Here is a 20,786-nt window from a genome sequence, read left to right on the forward strand (position 1 = left end):
GTTGTCAAGCGTAATTAGTGATGCACCGCGTAGTGCATGATCGTTTCCTGCGTTGCTTCTTCCTTGCTCAGCAGCGCGGTTTGTCGGCCCTGCGACAGCACCAGAATCCGGTCGCTCAGGCCCAGGATTTCGGGCAATTCGGACGAAATCATGATCACCGCAATACCGTCGGCCACCAGCCGGTTGATCAGTTTATAAATCTCGGACTTGGCACCAATGTCGATGCCCCGCGTCGGTTCGTCGAGAATGACCAGCTCCGGCGACGACAACAGGACTTTGCCGATCACTATTTTTTGCTGGTTGCCCCCGCTCAGAAACCGGACCTGCTGATCCGGACCGGCGGTTTTGATCCGCAAATCCGTAATCATCCGGGTCGCGGTGGCCGTTTCGCTCTGGTCCTGAATAAACGGCCCCCGGGCGTGGTTCGACAGGCTGCCCAGCGTTAGGTTATGCTTCACCGACAAGGCGGGAATGAACCCCAATCCTTTCCGGTCTTCGCTAACATAACCAATTCCGTGCTGAATCGCATCCTGTGGAGTCTTGATAATAAGTTGTTTTCCTTTTAAATAAATTTCGCCTTCGTCGAGCGGGTCCAGTCCGAAGATGGCGCGGGCAATTTCGGTGCGACCGGCGCCCATCAAACCCGCCAGCCCCAGCACTTCCCCGGCATGAACCTCAAAATTGATGTCGACAAAATTCCCTTTCCTGCGCAGATTCCGCACGGCCAGCACTTTTTCGCCTTTTGGCGCGACGGATTCGGGGAACAAACTGTCAATTTCGCGGCCCACCATCAGCCTGATGAGGGTTTGGTTGTCCAGGTCAGCCGCGGGTTGGGTGGCGATGTATTTGCCATCCCGCAACACCGTTATGGTGTCGGAGATGGTAAATATTTCGTCCATTTTGTGGGAAATGTAAATGATGGCGACCCCCTGCTGCTTCAGATCGCGGATGATGCCGAAGAGCGTCGCCACTTCCTTGTCGGAGAGGGCGGAGGTGGGCTCGTCCATGATGATCACCTTGGCGTTGTTCGAAATGGCTTTGGCGATTTCCACCATCTGCATTTCGGCCACGCTCAGGTATTTCATTTTCGTCGTCGGTGAAATCGTAACGCCCATTTGGGTCAAGAGCGCTCCCGCTTCCTGATTCAGTTTTTTCTCGTCGACCCAGCTAAAAAAGCCCCCGCGCGATTCGCGGCCCAGGAAGATGTTTTGCGCAACGGTCAGTTCCGGCACGACCAGCAACTCCTGATGAATCATCGAAATGCCTTTTTTGAGCACCTCGCTGACGGCCCCGGTTTTCAGTTCCTGCCCCTCAAAGAAAATTTCACCCGCATCCGGCTGGTGCAGCCCGACCAGAATTTTCATGAACGTTGACTTTCCAGCCCCGTTTTCGCCCATCAGTGCATGAACCTCGCCTTTCCGCAGGGCCAGCTGAACCCCGTCCAGCGCCTTCACGCCCGAAAAGGTTTTGATGAGTCCGCGAACGGTAAGAATGGAATCTGGATGCATAATTGATTTCAGAACGAATTTGGGGATAAACAACAGCCCACGGTTGTAACCGTGGGCTGTCCATTGGTATCAGTACGCCTTACTTCTCGGTCCACTCGACGCCGGTATCCTGCCAGCTTCTTGCTTTGGCCGAGTTGATGACGGCTTCGCAGACTTTCTGGGTTTCCAGCGCGTCTTTGAACGTGGGCGAGCAGGGTTCTCCGGTTTCCAGGCTTTTCAGGAAGTCGGCTACCTGGTGGATAAAACCGTGTTCGTAGCCGATGCCCAGACCCGGCACCCACCATTTGTCCATGTAGGGCTGATCCCCATCCGTGACGTGAATCGAACGCCAGCCGCGCACCACCGACTCATCGCTGTGGTCGAAGTATTCCAGGCGGTTCAAGTCGTGCAGATCCCAGCGGATCGAAGCGTTTTCGCCGTTGATCTCCAGCGTGTACAGGGCCTTGTGGCCGCGCGCGTACCGGGTTGATTCAAATAGACCCAGCGAACCGTTTTCGAAGTGGCAGTGGAAAATACAGGCGTCGTCGATGCCCACCGGCTGCACTTTACCCGTCACGGCGTGCATCCGTTCTTTCACGAACGTTTCGGTGACGGCCGACACGTCCGTGATGCCGCCGTTGATCCACATGGCCGTGTCAATGCAGTGCGCCAGCAAATCGCCCGTTACCCCCGAACCGGCAGCTTCCACGTCCATCCGCCAGGTACCCGCACCACCCTGCGGAACGTCGGCGTTGATGGTCCAGTCCTGCAAAAAGTTGGCGCGGTAGTGGAAAATCCGGCCCAGTTTGCCCGAAGCCACAATCTGCTTCGCCAGCGTGACGGCCGGGAGACGACGGTAGTTGTACCAAACCGTGTTGGCAACCCCGGCTTTGTTGACGGCATCGACCATTTTCTGGCCTTCAGCCAGACTGCGGGCGAGCGGTTTTTCGCAGAGAATCATTTTGCCCGCTTCGGCCGCGGCAATGGCGATTTCGGCGTGGGTATCGTTCGGCGTACAGATATCGACGGCGTCGATGTCGTCGCGGGCAATCAGGGCTTTCCAGTCGGTTTCGATGGATTCGTAACCCCATTGGTCGGCAAAGGCCTGTACTTTCTCGGCGTTGCGTGAGCAAACGGCTTTCAGAACCGGCGTGTAGGCCAGATCGGGGAAGAAATTAGGAACGCGATTATAACCGTTGGAGTGCGTGCGGCCCATGAAACCGGTTCCGACCAATCCAATTCGTATTTCTTTTTTAGCTGCCATTGTTAGAGGTAACGGGTTTTACAGATGTACGGTGTTTCGTTTCGGTACCCATGGCCTGCAGGGGGCGCCCGCCGGTTTGTGGGTACCGAAACCGAAAAGGTAATTATTCACTCCAGCCGTGCTGCTCGCGAACTTTGATCATGGCCGCCAGAATGTCATTCCAGGTCTGTTGTTTATGCATGACCTCATTCGGGAACATACAGCCATCCCAGCAAATGTGTTTGAAGGCTTTGGTGAGGTTGCCGTTTTCGTCGCGCAGCCAGTAGCCGGCGTCTTTGGTGATGTCGAGTTTACCGTTCGGATCGGTGGCCAGGCAGTGGCGACCGGTTTTGTCGTGCGAGCCGGTTCCGTGCACGGTTCCGTCGTTCTGGGCAATGTGGAAGTCGATGGTCCAGGGGCGCAGGGCGGCCGTCATTTTTTTCAGACCCTCCTCCAAAGCCGCGCGGTCGCTCCAGTCGAAGTCGGCGGGCAGGATGCGGTCTTCGGGGCTGTTGTAACCCAGCATATACAGCAACGTGTGCGACATATCAGCCTGGAAGCCCATGTTCGGACGATCCACCGCCACTAGTGTGTCAATCATCGCTTTCCAGCTATGCATACCGCCCCAGCAGATTTCGCCCTCGGCCGCCAGCTTCTCGCCGTATCCGGCGGCAACATCGCAGGCTTCACGGAACGTGTCGGCAATCAGTTTGGTACTGCCCGCCGGGTCTTTCGACCAGAGTTCCGGTGAACTGGCCGAGTCGATCCGAATCACTCCGTACGGACGAATTCCGCTTTCTTTCAGCAACTGGCCGTATTCGCAGGCTTTGCGCACCATGTCGATAAACACGGCCCGGTCTTCTTTGCTGCCCAGGATGGGGCCGCCCCAGATTGGCGCCACCAGCGAACCGATGACCAGATTGTGGGCCGCTACTTTGTCGGCTAATTTTTTAGCGCCTTCCTTGGGGTCGTTGATGTCGATACTGGGGTCGAATAAGCCAACATCGACGCCGTCGAACTTCACACCGTCGACTTCCGCACCTGCCGTCAGTTCCAGCATCGTATCAATGGGAATCAGGGGTTCGGAGTCAGGGCCTTTACCCACGACACCCGGCCAGGTGGCGTTGTGGAGCTTGGGGAATGTATTTGCGCTCATGATGATTTTTTGGTTTAAGGTATTAGTGGTTGATTGGCAGTTTCGGGTAGCTGACGTGCATTGATCCGCTACCCGAAACCAGACATTATAAAACTAAATCCGGATTGCTCGGACCGAAGTGTTTCAGAATAACAATCGGATCGTTTTTAGACGGGTTGACGATGGTAACGCCTTCTTTCGCTGCTTTTTCGCTAACGAAAAATTCATCGTCTGTCAACTGGCCGTACCGGATCAGGGCGGGTGTTTCGATGTCCCAAACCCCCAGTTTGCCGTGGCCCTGCATGACAATCAAACCGTAGGCTGCGCTGTCTTTGATGGTGACGGTCTGGCCGGGCAATACCGTCAGTTCCTTGGCGCTGAAGGCGTCGGATTTGTAGCAAACCCACACTTCTCGGTATCCTTCGGCGGCCATTTCGGCTTCATCTTTTACCGGTTTCGGCACCATATACCGGTTTTTCATCATTTCCGGGTCGACGTTCAGATCCCAGTCGATGGCTTCCATCAGTTGGTCGTAATCGCCAATGCGGTCTTTCGGGGTACCGTTCCAGAGCAGTTCTTCCGGAATAATGGCTTCGTTCACCAGCGACTGGTACATGGCAAACACGTCGGACGCTTTCTGCGGCTCGTACGTACAGAGGCTGCCCGGAGCGTGCAGCAGGCCCGGCGGAACATCCCAGCCCGTTCCCGGTTCGAGCCGGTAGGCCATTGAGTAGTTCGTGATTTTGTTATCGCCTTTGGTGAAGTTTTGCAGGCATTCCTTGATGGTCTCCTTGCTGGTGCCGGGGGCGATACCGATAAAAGTGTACGGGAAATCACCGCCGTGGTTGTTCAGCTGCGGGGGGAAGTAATAAGCTTCCGGTTTGCCCAGCTGCCCAATCTGAGCCGCCTGCTCGTCGTTGTGGTGCAGGTGGTGGGGCAGAGGACCCATGTTGTCGAAAAATTTGGAATACATCGGCCAGCTACCGTATTCGTTCCACAGCCGGTCGCCGATCAACTCGCCTTTCAGTTCGTCAACGGCGTCTTTTAGCAGAAACTGCACTTCCTGGTCGCCATCCTGGAAAACAACCTGGCTCAACCCTTCGTTTTCGCCGGTCAGCGGACCGTTTTTGGCGGGCGTGGTGGACGATAACCAGCGTTCGTCGATACCACCGCGCTCTCCCCCCAGGACGTAATAATCATCGGGGTGTAACTTAATCCGGCGTCCGGGAACGCAGAAGGAGCGGGGCACCCAGGTCGGGGCCAGCCGTAAAATACCTTGTCCTTGCTCTAGTGCTTTTTCAGCTAAACTTACTTTCTCGGTTGTTTCCATGAAGGGTTCACTTTTAATCGGCTAAACTTATTTTCCTAAAAAGGACTGAATGGCGTCTTCCATACTCAAAATCTGGATTTCAACTTCATAACTCCGGCTTTCGCCCGGTTCCAGAAACAGCAACGTTTGCTGGGCGCGGGCGGCTGCCTGACCAATGGGCGGATGCGTACCCGGTTCAATGCCCGTCACGTATTCGCCTTTGCCCCAGTGCTGCCAGTTGGTCAGCCACGGTAGCTGGTCTTTCCGAAACCGCAGGGCCAGCGCAAAACCGAGGGCCGCGTTGTATAAACCGGCCGTACAGACCCCGTCCGAATCGGCGGTGGGATCGATGATTGCCACTTCCTCGCCCGCGCCGTTGTGGTCTTCCAGCGGGGCCGGGCATTTACGGAAGTCGTTGCCTTCGATAAAAATCGTGTTGTTCGGTCCCGGGTGCCGGGGTTGCCAGCTTCCCTGCCAGACGATGTCGGTTCCTTCATCGACCAGCGGCCAGCCGAAGTTGAAGTGGTACAGCAGCATGTGCGGAGCCGCCGTGTTGGCCCGGTTGATCACCTCGTCGTGAATCCGGATCGTTGGCTGACCGAGCGTGCCCGAAATCGTGCGCCGGAGTTCCAGACTGGGGCCGAACACGCGCGTCTGCCGGATGATGCCGGTAATGCTCATGTCGAACTTGCCCCGCAATGGGTCGGGCTGGATGATGGATTCGATTTCGGCCGGGAGGTTGCTGATCTCGTCGTGCAGACCACGCTGGCCGTATTCGTCGGATTCGGGACCGCCGACGTGGGTCAGGCCGCAGGTGGTCAGCAGACCGCCGGTGAAGGTACGGAGCCAGTCGATCCCCCGGTCCGACAAGGGTTGCGGGGCTGTAACGCCGATCTGGCTGATCCAGGCCAGCCCGTGCTGGTTGTAAAACGCATCGGCGATGTCCATCGCCCGGTCAATGACTACTTTGTAGCGCAGGCCCGTTCCGGTGTTGATCCAGGCAATTCGGGTGCCCCGGCCGGAGCCGTTGTCGAGAACGGCGGTTTCGATGCCGCCCCATTGCGACGGGTGGGAGAGTTTATTCTGCCAGGTTGGGGGTGTCAAATCGATACTTTTTTACAATTGCTTCAACATCAGGTTCCGGTATTGCACTTTCATCGGCGGGCCAACGTGTACCTGAACGCCCAGCATCCCTTTGGCGGCTCCGTTGACGGTATCTTCGTCGGTAACTTCGCTCATCAGCACGCCGTTGATGTAGTGTTGCAGTTTGTTGCCTTTTATAATCAGATGAAACGAATTCCAGTCTCCGCTCTTGATCAGGGTTTTCAGCGAGTCGGAGCTGCCCAGCGAACCCGTCACGTTCAAGCCGTTCCAGGCGTTGCGGCTGACGTTGGCGCGGATTCCTTCGGGCGTTGCCTGTCCGGTAAACGGTTTGATGGTGGTTTTCTGACCGCGGTAGGCCAATGTGGTTCGTTTGCGTTCTTCGTAATTCTGGCCGGTGTAATTGTTCTTGCCGTCGATGTCGGCCTGGTAACCGCGCAGGGCAAACGGAATGTCGGTAAGCTGTTCGCTACGGTAGTTGATGCCGGAGTTGCCGGATTCGGTAATGTTGAATTCGCCTTTCAATTCGAAATCAGCGGGTTGTCCGCCTTTCCAGATAATAAAGTTATTGGTTTTGAGGAGGGTTGTTGGGGTGATTTCGCCCACCAGTACACCGTTTTCGGCCCGCCAGTAGGTGGGGTCGGCGTCCCATCCATCCAAGTTCTTGCCGTTGAAGATGGATACAAACCCTTTCTCTTTTTTACTCTTTTTCCCCTGTGCCAGGCTGGTCGTTGTGACACCGCTCACTAGCAACGCGGCCAGTGTCAGCCCGACTGGAAGGAGTTTTAATCCTGTTTTTGTCAACATTGTACTGTTTGATTTTTAGCGCGTGAACGTTTGCAAAAACGAAGAACCGTAACCTCCGGCCGAAGCGGAGAGTTACGGTTCTGTTCGTTACTTATTTGCCTTTAGCGGCACCTCCATTGGTTTTATAAACTTCGTTATCCGGGTTGCCACCGGCTTTCAGGTACGCCATTAGGTCCTTCAGTTCATCCGGGTTCAGGGCGTTGATCAGGCCGGGTAACATGATGGATTCCGATGAATATTTGGTTGAGGTTACGTCTTTCTTCGGAATCTTACGGGTTTGGTCGGTTGCAAACGGGTTTTGCGAGATCGTATAGCTTACCTTATCTTCCGACAACTGGCGACCGACAACGGATTGACCGTTTTTCAGGTAATAGATCGTAGAAGCGTATTGATCAGAAACTGCTTTGTTCGGGTTGATAATGGCATCCAGAATATCCTTGTTGGAAAACCGGGTGCCGAGTTGCGTCAGATCCGGACCAACGTCTCCACCTGAACCCTGAACAGAGTGACACCGGCTGCACAGAATGGCCCCGTAGATTTTCTTACCCTGCTCGAAATTCCGGCCATTGAGGTCGTTGCCAACGGCGGCCACGGCATCATCCAACTGCCAGCGCCGACCCGGTCCTTTTGGCGCATATCCCATGGCCAGATCGTTGCCCGAAGTAGTCAGCAGCTCCGATCCTGACATTTTGTTGTATTTTTCAAACTGGTCTTTCGGAACGTGCGCTAAGGCCAGTTTGCGGGCACGGTCGATAAAACCGACGTAGCTACGGCCACCCTGGTATTTGAAGGCGTTGCCAAACCAGGTGAAGTATTTGTTCCGCAGTTCGGGCGTCCAGCCGGTTTCCTGACGGCTCAGCATCACGGCATAGTAGGTTTGTTGCAGCGGTGGTACTTTTTCCAGCATTTTGGCGATGTCTAAGCCGTACTGCGGGTTGCGCAGGATCAAGTCGGAAGAAGCCGTCGAAGGCGTTAGATTGAGCGCGTCCATTCCAGGTTCTTCTTTTTTCTCCATCAGCGCCAGCGTTTTAGCAACAACGCCCGGTGCTTCCAGGTAGATTAGGACTTTACTCAGGCCCCGGTTCAACAAGGCGGTTTTGGCCGGATAATGCGGGTTCAGGTACGCAGTGATCTTCGATTTATCACCGGCTTCGGGCGCACCCATCCGTAGGAAAATCAGTTCAAACGCGCGCAGAACATCGAATTGTTGTGATTCGGGAAGTTGAGCATAGTTTATTTTCAGCAGCGTATTGATGGCACCACTTTTGGCGTCAGCTTTGCCTTGACGGGCCAGCGCCACAATGGCCTGCGTGGCCCGTTGCGGGTTGGTTTCGGCCAGGGCTTTGGCCTGCCACTGATCAACCGGCTGGTGTTCAACGGCAATTCGGGCTGCGTAGCGCACAAAACGATCGGGGTGGCTCAAGTTCGGCCAGGCGGCATCCAGAGCGGCCGGATTCGGTTCGCCGTGGTATTGTTCGAGGCTCGTTCTAAGTTTATGCTCCGGCGTGATGTTGGCTGCCGTTGTCGCAGCCGAAGCCGATTCAGAACCGTTGTAATACACCCGGTACAGGTCGGATTCCAGCCGACGGCCGCCGGTGAGGAAGTACATGGCGCCGTCGGGGCCAATGGTACCGTCGGTCAGCGGCAGCGGTGAACCCGAGATAAATTCCTCCCGTTCGCCTTCGTACGTAGCGCCTTTCGGTTTCAGGTGAACGGAATAAATAATTCCAAAGCTCCAGTCGAAGGCATACAGGGACTGACGGTATTTTTGCGGGAATTTGGCATTCGCTCCGTAAAAGACGTTGGTTGGAGACCCCTGGCCGATGTTTAGCAACGGTGGCAGGTTATCGGGATTGCCGGGCAGCCACTTGCTGTTCCCCGTGCGCCAGCCAAATTCAGAGCCGCTCGTGATGTGACAAATCCGGGTCGGGCGGTACCAGGGCGTACCAAAATCCCACTCCATGTCCGAATCATAGGTGAACATATCACCGGCTTCGTTGAAGGCCACATCAAACTCGTTCCGGAAACCGGCTCCGATCAGTTCCCAGCGCTTTCCTTCGGGGTCGATGTTTGCCACCCAACCGCCGGGTGCCATGCGGTCGTTAGCGTGGCCGCGGGGATCTTTGATCAGTGGGAACAGGTTATCTTCCTGCCAGTTGGACGGAAGCCGATAGGCGTCCATTTTCGGAACGTCGGTGTGATTTCCGGCCACAACGTAAAGCGATTTTTTGTCGGGTGACAACACGACGCTGTGCGGACCGTGTTCGCCTTCCCCTTGCAATTCCCGCAACAGCGTAACTTTGTCAAACTGATCGTCGCCGTCGGTGTCCTGCAAACGGTATAGGCCGCTGGGTTTTGGAAAACGCTGGCTGGCCCGGTTATTAACCATAACGTACAAGCTATTGAAGGCGTAGAGTAAGCCTTGTGCGTAGCCCATACTCACCTTGGCGGTGTCGGATTTGATGTTCAGTTTTTCAATCTTGGGTTTGGCACCCGACCCGATCGGCGGTAACTCCAGACGGTATAAAGAACCATATTGATCCGAGGTAATCATGCGGCCTTTACTGTCGAAGGTCATGGCGACCCACGATCCGTTTCCGTCTTCGGACGGGCTGTAGAGGTGCTCTGCCTTAAAACCAGGCAGCAGCTTTAGCTTGTCGATTTTGGATTTGTCGGCCAGCGGATTTTTATCCGTTTCCGAAACCTGCATCGTCACCCAGGATGCTCCGAGTAGCGCCAGTGCGGAAACTGATAAAAACAACTTAACCGATCGGTACGTTGAAAACATAAGTTAATTGGGTTTATACAGTAAAAAAATGCTCGTCGACCCGAAAGCTGAGAAAAGCTGTTAACGAGTAAGTGCTATAAATTCAATGAAATGGTAAAATAGTTGATATCCTTTGAAATCATTGTCCGGCGCTGTACTGACCCGGCTAAAGATTTTGAATCGATTGGCTAGAGACGGTTAACGGGTATGGGTTTGCAGATCATATAAAGGCTGTTGTTATTTAAATAAAAGTTGATTCATACGCCTGATAAGTTAAAAGGAAGGGCTTCTTACTGATTGCCTGCCAAAGAAAGGTTCGGGCAAACCGGGTAATCGTTTGAAACCCGGCTGGTTGCCAGAGGAGCCAGCCGGGTTCGGGTCATTAAAAATGCGGAGTCAGAGCAGACTCAACCGCCGGCAGACCGTAGTAATCGTCCAGAACCGTGAAGGCATTCGGCGGGGGAACGGCCCCATCCGGGTAATAATAAGCCGCCGGATTCGCTTTAACTTCGGCGCCGTAAGCCGTGATAATTTCCTTCACCCGTCCTGTCCGGGTCAAGTCAAACCAACGTTTGTTTTCAAACGCTAGCTCGACCCGACGCTCTTTGAAGATGGCTTCGCGCATGTCCGTCTGCGACGTTGCCGTTGTTGCGGGCAAACCTGCCCGGGTGCGAACCCGGTTGAGATACGTGGCTGCTTCGGCGGTCTTTCCCTGTTCATTCAGCGATTCGGCTAAGAAAAGCAGCACTTCCGCGAACCGGTAAACTGGCCAGTTCTGGCCGGTATTGCCGTGGAGCGAGTGAGTCCGGGAGTATTTCTTGATGTAGGGAAACTTCTTATCCGTCCGCAAGCTGGTGCTTAACGTAATGTAACCAATGCTTGCATCCTTACGCTTATCGCCGGTTTCGTAGGCTCTGATCAGGTTCGGCGTTGGAATGTTATTGCTTTCCTGCGACGTAGGCTGGGTGTTGGAGGTTCCCGTCAATGGTTTCAACTCGTCTATGGTAACAGGCGAGGGGATAAACTGGTACATGAAGTTCCCGTTAAATCCGGCGGCTCCTTCCATGTACTGGACTTCGAAAACCGATTCCAGGTTGTTTTTATTGCTGGTGGTGTTCGAAAAAGCTTCGCTGTAATCCGTCATCAACTGGTACGTGTCATTGTTGACCACATCCTTCATCAATGGTTCCACCTGGGGCCATTTCTTCTGGGTGATATACAGATTGGCCAGCAGGGTTTTAGCCGCACCGGATGTGGCCCGACCTGCTTCCTGAGTCGCCTTTTTGGGCAAAAGCGCAGCGGCTGCTTTGGCATCTTCCTCGATTTGTGCGTAGACCTGATCTGCCGTTGATAGCGGCAGGGCGGCTTCTTCGCGATTCGGAACGGGTTTTAAATGCAAGGGCACTTTACCAAACAAACGAATCAAATCGAAATACGCAAAGGCGCGTAAAAACAGCGCCTGTCCTTTCAGATTGTTCTTGGAAGCCTCCGCAAACTCAACACCGTCGATGGTGGTCAAGATCTGGTTGGCGCGGGCAATGATCTGGTAGTTCAAGCGATACTGCTGGAGTACGTTATCGTTGGCGGTTACGCCGTTTGCCGTTGGCACCGCAAAGTCAGCGAGGTTTTCAGTTGGATCCACCGCCCCGTAAAGAATGTTCCGGGCATAGTAAGCGTTATCGGAATGCAATTCCTGCAATTTCCAGGCCCGGTCGTTGAACATGGGGCGCAGGGGCGCGTAGGTGGCGTTGACGGCCTGCACAAAATCTGCTTCTGACTTGAAAAAAGTAGCGGAACTGAGCTGGGTTTCGGGGGTAACCGTTAAAAAGTCTTCTTTACAACCGGTCAGGGCTATTGCCAAAAGCCAAGTTGCTATGTATTTTATTTTCATACTTGTTAGAAAAGTCTGGTGAAATAAAGTGGACTGTCAACCTGATTTAGAAGTTAAGATTAACCCCAATCGTGTAGGTACGCGGAACCGGATAGTTGGAGAAGTCAACACCCTGGCTCAGGTTTCCGCCGTCGCCACCGCCGTCAGCCTGGGCGCTGGTTTCCGGGTTAGGTCCGCCCCAGTATTTGGTGAACACATAAGCCTGCTGAACAGAAGCGTACACCCGGGCCGATTGGAAGAACTTCTGAAGCTTGCCAAAGGTATAACCGAGGGTGATGTTCTTAATGGTGAAGAACGATGCGTCGGCCAGGAAGTGGCTGCTGTTCCAGTCGCGTTCGAGACCGGTGTAGTTTCCGCCTTCGTTGGTAGCGCCATACATGCCCTTGCCTTCCGTGATTACCGTCCTACTGGTGACTTTACCATCGGCGTTCCGGATACTTTGAACCCGGAAGCGATCTTTCACGCCTTCCACCATGTTGAATACCCCGTCGAGGTTAGCGGTACTGTATAGGTGGCGAACCCAAAGTTGATTGCCGTAAGAACCAGAGCCTACGATGGAGAGATCCCATTTGCCGTAGCTCAAGTTGTTGGTAATACCGTAGGTAAATTTGGGGAACGGACTGCCAATGATGGTCCGGTCGTCCATATCCCCACCGTTGGTGATTATTCCGTCGCCGTTCACGTCTTTAAACTTGATGGTACCGACGGCCGAACGGCCTGGAACGATGGGAGATGAGTCAACTTCCTCCTGGCTTCTATAAAAGCCGTCCTTCACCAGGCCGTAGAACATCCCAAAGGGTTGACCAACCTGCGTAATGTGGAAGGTTCCGTATACGCGGTCAATGCCCGGCGCCAGTTCTAAGACTTTATTGCGGTTAAACGAGATGTTGGCGTTGGTCGTCCATTGCAGTTTGCCTTCGGTATTACGCGTGGTAACGGCAAATTCGTGACCCCAGAACTTAATTTCACCGATGTTGTCCCAGAACGTACCAAATCCGGCTTCCTGCGGAATCTGTACGGCATAGAGCAGGTTCGTGGTCCGTTTGGTGTAGAAGTCGTACGTAAACTGAATCCGGTCATTGAACAGTCCAAGGTCGAGTCCCAGGTCGAGCTGACGGGTGGTTTCCCAGCCCAGATTGGGGTTGGCCAGTGTCGTTACGGCAGCGCCCGTCGCCACAGTGCTACCAAATACCGAGTTTACGGTGTTGTTGATCAGCGCGTATTGGGTGTAGTTACCGATGTTGTTGTTCCCGATAATTCCGTAGCTGGCCCGCAGTTTGGCAAACGATATTTCGGGAGTGCCTTGCAGGAACGCTTCATCCGAAACGACCCAACCCGCCGAAACGGACGGGAATGTTCCCCAGCGATTGTTGGACCCAAACCGGGATGAACCATCGCGACGGATCGCGGCTGTGAAGAGGTATTTTCCTTTATAGTTGTAGTTTAGCCGCGACAGCAGGGATGTCAGCGTCCAGTCGTTTACGCCGTTTTGCGTGCCTCCCCGGTTGATGTTGAGCGCTGCCTGAACAGTTGGCAGACGGTCGTCGGCATAGGTGTCGGCCTGAATGCGCGAAAACTCCTGCCGAAACCGCTGATTCGTATAACCTGCCAGCAACTCAAAGTTATGATCACCAAAACTGCGGTTGTAAGTAGCGGTGTTTTCGTTCAGCCAACCGACGTTTTCCAGCGCCTGCCGGATCGATACCGCCGTTGTCGGAATCGGTACGTTCATCGCACTCGTGGCCGTCGAAGGATTGAAGAAGAAAAACTTGTTGTTTTCAAACTCAATGTTGATGGTTGATTTCAACCGCAAACCGCTGATGGGGCTGTATTGCAGGTAGGCATTACTGAGCAGCTTGGTCTGCTTGTTCTGATTAACCAGTTCCGTAGCGGCTCGTACCCAGTTCGGGTAGTTGTAGATGTTACCGGTGCTGCTGGGGAAGGTATTGAACTTTGTCAGCTCGCCATTGGCATCGCGAATGGGCATCACGGGCCAGGTGTGCAGGGCGTTGAACAAAATACCCGTTCCACGGTCGCCGTCGGTGCGGGGCGTATTGTCGAACACGTACTGAGGAGCAATGTTGAATCCAACCCGTACTTTATCCGAAACGTCGTAATCGGTGTTCATCCGGAGGGAGTAACGCGTGTATTTCGTATTCAGAATAACGCCTTCCTGGTCAAAAATTCCCGCAACAATCGACGTTCTGGCCTTGTCGGTGTTCGAGGAGATGGTCAGGTTGTAGCTTTGGATCGGAGCCGTCCGGAGCAACGCACCAAACCAGTCGTTGTCCTTGTCGGCATACTGCGCCGGATTCTGAAATTCAGCAGGAACGGGTTTTGCATCGTCTTCGTAATACTCTTTTTTGAATTGCGCAAATTCCTGGGCATTCAGCATTTTAATACGGCCCTTTTCCGGTACCTGCTGAACGCCCGCGAAAGCATTGAAACTCACGCTGGTTTTGCCGGCCTGTCCGCGCTTGGTCGTGATCAGTACGACCCCGTTGGCCGCCCGCGAGCCATACAGCGACGTAGAAGAAGCGTCTTTCAGAACGGAAATGTCTTCGATCTCGTCCGGGTTGATGGCGCCAATGCTTCCGGTTATTGGAAAACCGTCGACAACGTACAACGGCTCGCTACCCGCCGAAACCGATAACTGACCCCGAATCCGGACGGACATCCCCTGACCCGGTTTACCGGTGGCCTGGTTGATCTGAACCCCCGCCAGACGACCCTGCAATTTTTGGGTGACCTGCGAAACCGGAATATCCTTTAGCTCTTTCGCCGTTACGGTTTGCACCGCTCCCGTTACCTCCTTTTTCAACTGGCTACCGTATCCTACTACCACCACTTCCGATAGCGTTTGATCGTCGGGGGATAGTTTGACGTTGATGGAAGTCTGACTACCTACAACCAGTTCCTGTTTCAAATAGCCGACAGAGCTAAAAACGAGTGTCGCCCGGGTGTCGGGAACCGAAATCTTATATTTTCCTTCGGCATCGGTAGTGGTGCCTTGCGTGGTACCTTTCACGACCACATTGACACCCGGCAGTCCAGTCCCGCTTTCATCGGTTACTGTACCCATAACATCCACTGCCAGCGGGGCCGTCGTAGTTGATTTCTTTTCCAATCCAGGGTTTTTACCGCCTGCGTAGGTCCAGGCGGGGCTAGTCAGCAAACTGAAAAGCAGACACGGAGTTAGTATCTGTTGGGCAATACGGTGGGAGCTACCCAGTCGAGTAATGCGTTTTTTCATGAGGTAATAATTGGTAAAGGTTTAGGAGAAGTCCTGCTTAAAACCAGTTGTTCTTCTTCAGGGAATGAATTAAAAGTTCGCTCACATTAATTCCAGCATTGTGAATACGTGATGGCATTACTTTACGGCATAATAGAGATGATTAAGTTGTAGACTACGGCCTGTTCGTGGATAGTTTTTCACAATTTAAAAGAAAGGGTTTAGGAAAATAGTATTTATTAATTTCTATTTATTATGAAATTAATTCAATTAACAAAAAGATGCAATAAGCACTGTCCTTTACTCTGCTGGTTTTAGCAAAAAAGGGTGCTTATTCGATTAAATGGATATATTTTAGGATTTTGTTAGGTTAACAGTTCCAGGACTGCTTTTCCTTTGCCATCCGGCGTTGTGTAGAAAGGTCGTTTCTCGATCTCGTACTGCGTGTCTTCCGGTACACCCAGCGCGTGGTAAATGGTCTGGTGAATACCGTCGATCTTAACGGGGTTTTCGATGGTTTTGCAGGGGCGCTCGTCGGCGGTTTTGCCATAAACAAACCCCCGCTTGATCCCCCCGCCGAACATCAGCATTGAACTGCCGTCGGTGAAGTGCCGGTGCATGCCGTAGAACTTCAGGTCGGAAAGAATATCCGGCTGGTTGACCTGCTCTTTCACCTTCTCGCCCGGACGGCCTTCCACCATCATGTCCCGGCTGAACTCGCTCGCCAGAATAATCATGGTACGGTCCAGGTGACCGGTTTTGTCCAGATCTTTTACCAACTGCGCCACGGGGCCGTCGATCATTTTTTTCATATCGACCAGGCGCGTATGGCCGTTTTCGTGCGTGTCCCAACCCTTGAAGGGTTCGTATTCCGTCGTGACGCTGATAAACCGGGCACCCTGCTCGGTGAGTCGACGGGCCAGCAGACAGCCCAGCCCGAAGCGGCCGGTGTTGTAGATGTCGTAAATCTCCTTCGGCTCCGTGCTCAGGTCGAACGCCTTGGCCTCCGGTGAGTTGAGCAGCATGTAGGCCTGTTCCATTGAGCGTTTGAGCGATTCTTTCTGATAATCGCTGCCAAATTCGCCAAACGGACTGTTGCTGATCAGGTCATTGTAGAGCTGGTTCCGGCGCTCAAACCGTTTGGCGTCCATCCCGACCGGCGGCCGGACGCTCTCAAGACCCTGGCTGGGGTCCGGAATGAAGAACGGGCCGAATTCATTGCCCAGAAAACCGGCGGTGTGGAAAGCCTTAAGTTCTTCAGCTTCGCCCACCGTAAACCGCTGACCGATATCTATAAACGCCGGAATCACCGGATTTTTGGGACCAAGTTCCTTGGCGATCCAGGAGCCGATGTGCGGAGCCGCTACGGTTTGGGGCGGTTCGTAGCAGGTGTGCCAGTGGTACTGGTGACGCGAGTGCAGAATGTGCCCCAGATCGGCCGAGACGTACGAGCGAATGAGCGTGCCTTTATCCATGACCTTTCCGATGGATTCGAGTCCTTCGGAAAAGTTGATTCCATCGAGCACCGTCGGCACCGGCTTGAACGTGCTCAGAACGCGGTTGCCCTCCATGTCTTTTTCGTAGGGCGTGTATCGCTTCGGATCGAAGGTTTCGGTATGAGCCATTCCACCGGCCATCCAGAGCAGAATCACCGTATCGGCGGTGCCGTTGGTCTGACCGATTTTCTTGGTTTTACAGCCTGACAGAAGGCTCGCCATTGGAGCACCGGCCGCCATGGCTGCCAGAGTCGCTGCGCTGGTGCGCTGCAGAAACTCGCGTCTGTTCCATCTGGGTTTCATATCGCTATTCGTCTTGGTTGTGCTAGTTGATCAATTGAAATTCAGGGTGCAGGCTGATGGCCCAAACCAGGTCCTGGATGCCTTCTACCTTCGGCGTTTTACCCACTATTTTCTCGGCTACGGCCAGCTCTTTGGGGTGCGGGGCGCGGCCCAGGGCCTTCCAGTACAACTGGGTTACCAACTGCTCGGAGCTTGGGTATTGGGCTTTCCACAGTTCGGCACCCCGTTTCAGGGTCGCGTTGAACTTGGCTCCGTTGGTCAGTTCCAATGCCTGCAAGAGGTTGGCCTGTGACGTCCGGCTGGTGCTGACGGTTTCGCGGTTCGGGCGGCCCAGCGCCGTCAGAAACGGGTCGTTTTTCACCAGCGAAGCCCGCGGAAATGGTATTTCCTGCTTGATGGTTTCGGGCAAAAGCTTGGTTGCCAGCGCCGAGTCGCCATAAATAGGGTTGAAGGCCAAACTAACGGCATCGGCAAACTGCTCGGCTGACATGCGCCGACGGACCATGCCCTCAAACACAAAGGTCGGAGCCGTCAGCAGAGCCGGGTCCTTCACGCTGATGGACGGCAACTGGTACGTTTTCGACGTCAGGATGGTGGCCATCAGTTTTTTGATGTCGTAGCCGTTGGCGGCAAAATCGGCGGAAAGCCAGTCGAGCAAATCCTGGCTCCAGGGCTCGTTGTCCATCATATCGACGGGTTCAACCAGCCCGCGACCCATCAACTGCGCCCAGATCCGGTTGACCAGCGTGCGGTAAAGCCGTCCGTCTTTGGGCTGCGTCATGAACTCGGCCAGTTCGCGGAGCCGTTCGGCCGTAGGGGCCTGGCCATTGATGGTTCCCAGTTCTTTGAACAGAATAGCCCGGCTGGCCATCTTGCCCGTCGGTTTGTCGCAGCGGTGAATTTCCAGGGTGGTGTCGGAAAAGACGTTGGCAAAAGCGTAGGCGTCGGCCAGTTTCCAGTCACTGATAAAGCTGTCGTGGCAGGAGGCACATTTCAGGTTCAGACCCATAAATACCTGCGCCACGTTCTGGGCCGCCTGCATTTCCGTGCTCTGGCTGGAGTTGATGGTGCCGCGCCACTTAATGCCTTTGATAAAGCCTTCCGATTCTTTGGTGGGGTTGATCAGTTCGCGCACAAACTGGTTGTACGGTTTGTTGCTCTTCAGCGACGTATACAACCATTTCGTAATGTCGAAGCGGCCGCCGGTGATGTAGCCCGTTCCGGAATAATCGTTCCGGAGCGCGTCGTTCCAGAACGTGAGCCAATGTTGTGCGTAGGCGTCGTCCTGGTTGAGCAGTTCCGTTACCAGCAACTCGCGTTTGTTGGGCCGGGGGTCGGCCGCAAAAGCCTGAATTTTCTCGGGTGTTGGCAGCAAACCCACTACGTCCAGGTACACCCGTCGCAGGTAGGTCCGGTCGTCGACAACCGTTTTCCAGGCAGTTTTGTGCTGCTGGAAGTAGACGTTTACAAACCGGTCGATGGGGTTGGTCAAGTCGCCGGTCGCTGCGGGAACGGCGGGCATCCGGGGTTCCAGGGCGGCCACCCGGTAAATGCTTTTTTGCGCCCCACTGGGCCAGGGAGCGCCCTGTTTGATCCAGAATTCGAGGAGTGCAATTTCTTTTTCGGTGAGCCGTTTGCCTTTGGTCGGCATGGCGTCGTCATGACCGGCGGGCAGTTTTACCCGGCGAATCATATCACTGTCTTCGGGGTGGCCTACTTTCAGGATCGGGCCGTTTTCGCCCCCTTTCATGAGTAATTCTTTCGTATCGAGCCGCAGTTCGCCCTTCATTTTGGTGGCGCTGTGGCAACTGTAGCAGTTGTGGGCCAGAATCGAGCGCACTTCCAGGTTGAGGTCCTCAATCTGTTTGGCGTTGAGCGGCTGGTTGCTGGTGTTGCTGATGAAAGCGAGGTTGGGATCGGAGGTGGTGGGAGCTTCTTTCTCTTTGTTGAAAGGCAGTACACTGGTCAGGTAATCTTCACCGTGGGTCAGGAGCGCCCCGTAATGACCGGCAATGGTTACGCCAAAAACCGTCAGAAACAGTAGACTGCGGTAGAAGACCAACCGCTTGGTTTGCACGGCAAAAACCGTCAGCAGGGCCAGCGCCATCGTTGCCAGACCCGACCACTGGTGAATCGTGACGGTATCGCCCCCGTACTCTTCCTGGTTGATCAGGATCAGACCGAAAATAGCCGCTACGACCGAACTGATGGCCCCAATCCAGATCAGGGCGGTAATGCCAGCGCGCATGTCGTTTGACTTGCGCGACCAGCCGATTATTTCCAGCAGCAGGGCCACACAAAGCAGCCCGACCGGGAAGTGGACCATCAGCGGGTGCAGACGGCCGAGAAATTGCCAAAGCCAAAAAGATTCTGTTAATACCGTCACTTTGTAATCAAATTAGTGAGCAAAAAGTAATCATCAATGCACCTTACTGGCATGGATCAATCCTAAATTTACATTAATCCGTCCAATAAGGTGCATTTTTTCTCATAAACTATCCTGCACTTTCCTTTAATAGCCCGGATTCTGGGTCAATTTGGCGTTGATCAGGATTTGCGGAGCCGGAATCGGCAGGTAATATTCATTCTCCGTAAAGACGTAATCCTGGGCGTTGAAGGCAATTCCACCCCGGTCGACCGTCGGTTTGGCTTTTTCCTTCGCCCCGTACGCGTTCATGAAAGCGGCCAGTTCCGCGGGCGTTTTGGTCCGGCGCAGGTCAAACCAGCGTTGATTCTCAAAGGCCAGTTCCACCCGACGCTCTTTCATTATGGCATCCCGTAGGGCAACTTTATCGAGGCCCGTTTTGGGAGCCAGCCCCGCCCGCTTCCGGACCTGGTTCAGGTAGTCGAAGGCTTCCGCCGAGGGGCCGGTGGCTTCGTTAATCGACTCGGCCAGCATCAGCAACACATCCGCGTAGCGCAGCACCGGCCAGTTGTTATCCGTTCGGCCGGTAATGGTGTGGGGGTAGGTGTATTTGATGATGTAGGGCATCTGAACAACCGTACCATTGAGCGTGTAGCTGGTTTTCAGGGAAACATCTTTCCGCAGATCACCGGTTTCGTAGGCCGCAATCAGATCGTTCGTCGGGATATTCCGTCCGGCAGGGGCCGTGTTGGCAAAGCCGGTGATGGCACCCGCCGAAAGCCGGGGTGCAAAGACGTAGGCAAAGTTGCTCCACTCGCCCAGGTCGTTACCGCCCTGGTATTGAATTTCGAGCAAAGATTCCGGGCCGTTCTTGCGGGCGGGATTGAAATTGTCGGCATAAGCCGGATTCAGGCTGTAGCCCAGCGGCAAAATCTCTTTCAGGGTCGAAACGGCATCGGTGTATTTTTTCTGGGTCAGATACACCTTCCCCAAAATACCGAGTGCCGCGCCTTTGGTAATCCGGCCCACCTGGGCTGCCGGATACGTTGCAGGCAGCAGCGCGACAGCTTCTTTCAAATCCTTTTCAATCTGGGCCCAGACATCGGCCTGCGGAGAGCGCACCAGATCAAACGCCTGATTGGGGTTGGCAAGGGTGGAGGTAACGAGCACCACATCACCGAAATACTGAACCAGGTGGAAATAGAAGTACGCCCGCAGAAACTTCAATTGACCTTCGATCGGCCCCTTTACGCCGGCGTCGAGGGAGCTGGTTGCCAGCTTCTCCAAGGTGTAATTGACGTTGTAAAGAGCCGAGTAGTAGAGGTTCCAGATGTTAGAGATCTCGCCATTTCCCTGGTTAACCGTCGAAAATTCGAAGGCTTCCCAACCGGCGGCTCCCCCGCGGTCGAGCGGGTTAAAATCGAGCGTGGTGTTGTCGGACGGAAATTCCTGGAAAATATAAGCCGAACTTGTAATTTGTTGTAACTGGCCATATACCCCACTAAGGGCCTGTTGGAACTGGGTTTCATTTTTATAGAATAGGTCCGTGCCGATCCGGGTCGGGTCGGTGGTTACCAGGAAATCGTCCTTGCACGAAAACTGTGTCATGCAAAGCAGAAGCGCACCTATGACGGTTATTTTTTTCATTTT

Annotated in this window: 12 protein-coding genes; all 12 read right to left on the bottom strand. The window is 54.2% G+C overall.

Annotated features, from left to right (window positions below):
- Positions 1–14: 14 nt before the first annotated feature.
- Complete coding sequence (locus OQ371_RS13965; protein WP_265988603.1) at positions 15–1,508, bottom strand: sugar ABC transporter ATP-binding protein; 1,494 nt, start codon at positions 1,506–1,508, stop codon at positions 15–17.
- A gap of 79 nt (positions 1,509–1,587) precedes the next feature.
- Positions 1,588–2,751, bottom strand: coding sequence for a Gfo/Idh/MocA family protein (locus OQ371_RS13970; protein WP_265988604.1), 1,164 nt, complete (start codon positions 2,749–2,751; stop codon positions 1,588–1,590).
- Positions 2,752–2,854: 103 nt separating this feature from the next.
- Positions 2,855–3,886 (bottom strand): sugar phosphate isomerase/epimerase family protein, encoded by a 1,032-nt coding sequence (locus OQ371_RS13975; protein ID WP_265988606.1) that lies wholly within the window; start codon positions 3,884–3,886, stop codon positions 2,855–2,857.
- Positions 3,887–3,971: 85 nt separating this feature from the next.
- On the bottom strand, positions 3,972–5,195 hold the full coding sequence (locus OQ371_RS13980) for a class I mannose-6-phosphate isomerase (RefSeq protein WP_265988607.1): 1,224 nt from the start codon (positions 5,193–5,195) through the stop codon (positions 3,972–3,974).
- A gap of 27 nt (positions 5,196–5,222) precedes the next feature.
- Positions 5,223–6,278 carry an aldose 1-epimerase family protein gene (locus OQ371_RS13985; protein ID WP_265988608.1) on the bottom strand — a complete coding sequence of 352 codons (1,056 nt, stop codon included), beginning with the start codon at positions 6,276–6,278 and terminating at the stop codon, positions 5,223–5,225.
- A gap of 12 nt (positions 6,279–6,290) precedes the next feature.
- Entirely contained in the window at positions 6,291–7,082 is a 792-nt protein-coding gene (locus OQ371_RS13990) for a 3-keto-disaccharide hydrolase (protein ID WP_265988609.1), read from the bottom strand.
- Positions 7,083–7,173: 91 nt separating this feature from the next.
- Positions 7,174–9,870, bottom strand: a complete 2,697-nt coding sequence (locus OQ371_RS13995) for a c-type cytochrome (protein ID WP_265988611.1) — start codon at positions 9,868–9,870, stop codon at positions 7,174–7,176.
- A gap of 361 nt (positions 9,871–10,231) precedes the next feature.
- A complete protein-coding gene (locus tag OQ371_RS14000; RefSeq protein ID WP_265988613.1) occupies positions 10,232–11,740 on the bottom strand; it encodes a RagB/SusD family nutrient uptake outer membrane protein in 1,509 nt (502 codons plus the stop codon).
- Between the two features lie 46 nt (positions 11,741–11,786).
- Positions 11,787–14,993, bottom strand: a complete 3,207-nt coding sequence (locus OQ371_RS14005) for a SusC/RagA family TonB-linked outer membrane protein (protein ID WP_265988614.1) — start codon at positions 14,991–14,993, stop codon at positions 11,787–11,789.
- Between the two features lie 344 nt (positions 14,994–15,337).
- Positions 15,338–16,771: a DUF1501 domain-containing protein gene (locus tag OQ371_RS14010; RefSeq protein WP_265988615.1), complete on the bottom strand. Its 1,434-nt coding sequence runs from the start codon at positions 16,769–16,771 to the stop codon at positions 15,338–15,340.
- A gap of 22 nt (positions 16,772–16,793) precedes the next feature.
- Positions 16,794–19,097 carry a DUF1549 domain-containing protein gene (locus OQ371_RS14015; RefSeq protein WP_265988617.1) on the bottom strand — a complete coding sequence of 768 codons (2,304 nt, stop codon included), beginning with the start codon at positions 19,095–19,097 and terminating at the stop codon, positions 16,794–16,796.
- Between the two features lie 186 nt (positions 19,098–19,283).
- The gene (locus tag OQ371_RS14020; protein WP_265988618.1) at positions 19,284–20,783 is read right to left on the bottom strand and encodes a RagB/SusD family nutrient uptake outer membrane protein; all 1,500 of its coding nucleotides are present in this window, start codon (positions 20,781–20,783) and stop codon (positions 19,284–19,286) included.
- Positions 20,784–20,786 lie beyond the last annotated feature (3 nt).

Origin of the sequence: Larkinella insperata, from assembly GCF_026248825.1 — a bacterium.
Classification (GTDB): domain Bacteria; phylum Bacteroidota; class Bacteroidia; order Cytophagales; family Spirosomataceae; genus Larkinella; species Larkinella insperata.